Origin of the sequence: uncultured Roseibium sp., assembly GCF_947499295.1 — a bacterium.
In the GTDB taxonomy this organism is placed as follows: domain Bacteria; phylum Pseudomonadota; class Alphaproteobacteria; order Rhizobiales; family Stappiaceae; genus Roseibium.
In genome coordinates this window covers 1-3,645 of sequence record NZ_CANMNP010000069.1, presented here as the reverse complement: position 1 = coordinate 3,645, position 3,645 = coordinate 1, and the positions used below count along the sequence as shown (strand labels likewise).

Here is a 3,645-nt window from a genome sequence, read left to right as displayed (position 1 = left end):
CGCCGCTCTTTCCTTTTCCTGGTTGTTAGCCCAACTGGCGGGCACATTGAAATGCCATATAGGTGAGAGCGGCAACCCGCTTAATCCGTCTCGCGCCGCGACCCGCAATTGATCACCTTGTCATTCAAGGATCCGTGCCGATCGACGGCGCTGGCGATTGGCCTCGTTATAGTAGGCAGACGCCTGCGACAAGGACCGATGCCGCGACTGTTGCATGGCGTCCTGTATCGGAATATCCCGGTTAGCCGCCTCTGTCAGAAACCCGGAGCGCAGACCATGTGCGCTAAAATCTGTGGGATCCAAACCTGCAGCGGCACACCGTTTTTTCAAGATGGCATTGATGGATTGGGGGGACAGGGCGCGGGATTTCAGATTGCCCCACTGATCGATCGCCCGGAAAACAGGACCATCCATGATCCCAGAGGCCTTCAGCCAAGCTTGCAGGGCGTCAACCGGCTGGCCGAGCAGCAAGACATGATTGTCGTCACCTGAAGCATCTTCGGTCTTGGTGCGGCCGAGCCGTATGGTCGCACAAGGCAGGAGAGGGCTTTCGGGTCGGTCCGGATCGCCTGGAACCGGGGCTTCGAACAGAACACGATCCATACGAAGCCCGGCAATTTCGGACCGGCGCCGGCCGCCGGAGGCAAAGCCGAGCAGCAAAAGCGCGCGATCGCGCACATCCGTGAGCGAGGGCTGCTGGTAATCTGTGCCCTCGCAGGTGGCCAAGAGCCGTTTCAAAATGTCGGCCGTAACAGCCTTTTTGCTTTTGCGGGTTTTTGGGCGGTCTGCGGTGCGCACGGCCAGTCTTTTGGCGGATCTGATCTGCGGCGAGGAAAATGCGCCTTCCAACCCCCGCCATCTGTGCAGGGTGGACCAGGTCGCCAACCGCCGCTCCACAGTCGCCGGCGCATGCGGGGGTCGGAGACCCGCTGTATTTTTTGGTGTTCTTAACAACTTCAGGTCTTCGAGTTCTGCCGCAACAGTCTCCGGCATGCCGTGCGCCGGATCAATTTTCCTCTTCTCCAGGTCCCACAAATGGTGCGCAACAAATTTCAGGATCAGCGATTCCGGTGCGGGCCAGGGCAGGGGAGTACCGGTTGCGGCCTGGCACCAGGCTTCCAGATACGAAAAGTCGGAGGTGAGGGCGCGGAGCGTATTTTCGCCCATGCCTTCCTTGGCCAGGTGTCGAAGGGTGTCGATGTCATCGTCGGTAAGGAGATGCGCCAGTTGCTCGCTGCGATCTTGTCCGGCAAGGGCGGGCAGGATGGCCGCCAGGGTGTCGAGTTTATCCAGTTTCTCGGCGAAGTCATCGCTGACGGCTGGAAGAGACGGGTTCTGCGACATTGGTTTTCACGGTTCTGGGCTGTGTCGGAGCCTTATTTTAGCGAGATGCAGCTTGAAATCAATAACCATCGATAAGGGTTACTTATCGACTGTCATATTTCTGATTTTTTGTGCGTGCATGTACTGAAATGTAAATACTAGATAGTTTTCAATAAACAAATCTAGTATCAAAAAATCAATGTCTTACGATCTTACAAAAATTCCGATCCAGGCGCTGCTGCAACCCATATCCGAGGCAACCGCCGCAATTGTCCGCCTTGACGAGCGCCTGAAGCAGTCACTGCTCGGGCCCGGCTGCCTCGAACGGCTGCATTTTCGGGACGCCTGCGCCTCGCTCTGGGTCGACGGCCAACTGGTTCACCTGGAAGACCTGGTGCTGCACGATTCTGCGCGGGACATTCGCTCGCCAACCCACGAGCTGACAATTGCCCACGCGGTTCTGCGCGCAAGGAGGAAGATCCTGCGCCATCCGCCCGATTGGGCCCTCCGTCCTGAGGGGTTTTTGGCGCTGCGCGGGGCTGAGGATTTCCGGGAAAACGAAGAGGGGAGGCTGGTCAACGAAGTTATCATGCCCTCTAAACCGCAGATTGAGACTGAAAGTAATGAGGTTGACCCACTGGCGCAGGAACTGGCGGTCCTGGACGCGGTGCTCGAACGCAGCACGGCCGTATTGGCTGGCGAAAACCTGCCAAAGCGAGAGCCCCAAAAAAAACGGGCTGAAATCGTCTACGATCCGGACTGGAACCAAGAAGACCGAATGGCCGAATGGCGCGAGGTCCTCAGGAAAACCGAAAACCTGCCACCCGTGCTGCGGGCCGTCCTTTTGCTCGACGCCTGGAATTTTTTGGATGTTCTGGAACGCATGCCGTGGCTGGGCCGGTTGTTGGCGGCAAGCAGCTTGTCGGAAGCAGGCCTGACAACGTCCACACATCTGGCGACGGCAAATCTCGGCCTGAAGCTGATCGGGCGGGATAAGCGCACCAGCAAGAACCTGGACACCCGGCTGACGGCGCTCTTGTCCGCGCTGACAGCAGCGGCCGAGTTCGGGCTCAAGGAACACGACAAGCTGGTGCTGGCCCGGCAGACACTGGACCATCGGCTGAAGGGTCGGAGAAAATCGTCAAAACTGCCGGCGCTTGTCGATCTGGTGCTGGCTAGGCCGATGGTGTCGGCCGGGACGATCGCAAAAGAAATCGGAATTACGCCCCAAGCCGCGCTCCGGCTTGTCGAAGAGCTCAATCTACGGGAGCTTACGGGGCGAGGGCGGTTCCGAGTGTGGGGGGTTATGTGACGCCGCGATCGCGTCTTCAACTATTTAGCGAACACAATTGAGTACAGCAATTCAGGTCTTCAGAGGGCCTGGTTAAATTGAACACGCATCCGCTTCTGAAAACAGCACGCTGCAGATCGGAAAGTTGGGCGGGCCTCCCACGAGATACCCTGCCAACAATGGTCAATGATATCATAGGTGTTTGAGGGATTGCCAAGTTGTTTACGGGGCTCAGCGCTGGTAGATAGCTGTGATGCGCCGTGTTGCGTTTGCGTTCCAACTCAGTCATTTCAGATCCCTCGCTTCCGATGATGGTTCGCCTTTAAATCGCAGATATCCTTTGGCGAGCAGATCACAGGCTGGACATATGCCGCATAGGCGTCCCCACTCGTGTGGAGTCCGATCGCCTTGGTAGCAAGTATGGCTCTCCTCACGGATCAGATCGGCAAGCGCGTCCCCACCGAGATCGCGGGAAAAGCGCCATGTCTCGGCTTTGTCGATCCACATCAGTGGTGTGTGGATTACGAAATTCGTATCCATTCCTAGGTTGAGGGCGCCGTGTTGCATAAGTCATTATCTGTGACGCAGCGGTCCCTTACCCAGAATTTGGGCATCATGAGATACGTTCGAACGTAGGATGTCCGAGGGAAGTCATCTTGTTGAGGACCGAGACGCCGATCCGGCTCTCGGTTCTCTGATTGTCCAGGATGCGTGATCTCAGCCTTTCCCCGATGACCGACTTCCAGCGGACCATGAGCGTTTCCACGCGCGCTCTTCGGTTATGTCCGGTGCTCTTTTGCCAGGCCATGCGGCCATGGGCCTTGATCGCTAGAATATCCAGATCCCGCGCAGTGGGGTTGGTCTCAGCCTCAGGGCCGGCAACAGCCGTCTTCGGTGGTGGAATGATGATCTCCACATCGGCAAAGTGCTGCGTGATTGCGTTCCGTGTGGCGACGCCGTCATAGGCACCATCCATTGCCCGGCAGGCGGAATGCGAAGCAATCTGCCGAGAGGGGCTAGAAAGCGGTGCA

2 protein-coding genes and 2 pseudogenes are annotated in these 3,645 nt (G+C 57.6%); 1 reads left to right on the top strand and 3 read right to left on the bottom strand.

From position 1 onward, the window contains the following. Window positions 1-120 precede the first annotated feature (120 nt). On the bottom strand, window positions 121-1,344 hold the full coding sequence (locus Q0835_RS29515; RefSeq protein ID WP_298966992.1) for a site-specific integrase: 1,224 nt from the start codon (window positions 1,342-1,344) through the stop codon (window positions 121-123). A gap of 178 nt (window positions 1,345-1,522) precedes the next feature. On the opposite strand from Q0835_RS29515, the gene Q0835_RS29510 reads away from it, so the two are divergent. Continuing rightward, window positions 1,523-2,635: an RHE_PE00001 family protein gene (locus tag Q0835_RS29510; protein WP_298966989.1), complete on the top strand. Its 1,113-nt coding sequence runs from the start codon at window positions 1,523-1,525 to the stop codon at window positions 2,633-2,635. A gap of 264 nt (window positions 2,636-2,899) precedes the next feature. Here the strand turns inward: Q0835_RS29510 and Q0835_RS29505 are convergent. Continuing rightward, window positions 2,900-3,169: pseudogene (locus Q0835_RS29505) on the bottom strand (7-cyano-7-deazaguanine synthase); the annotation flags it as partial. Between the two features lie 58 nt (window positions 3,170-3,227). Next, window positions 3,228-3,645 (bottom strand): annotated as a pseudogene (locus Q0835_RS29500) (IS5/IS1182 family transposase); the annotation flags it as partial.

What these genes read in the sequence shown, in the direction of transcription:
- Q0835_RS29515 (WP_298966992.1), bottom strand. Translation starts at nt 1,344, where the DNA reads ATGTCGCAGAACCCGTCTCTTCCAGCCGTCAGCGATGACTTCGCCGAG.
- Q0835_RS29510 (WP_298966989.1), top strand. Translation starts at nt 1,523, where the DNA reads ATGTCTTACGATCTTACAAAAATTCCGATCCAGGCGCTGCTGCAACCC.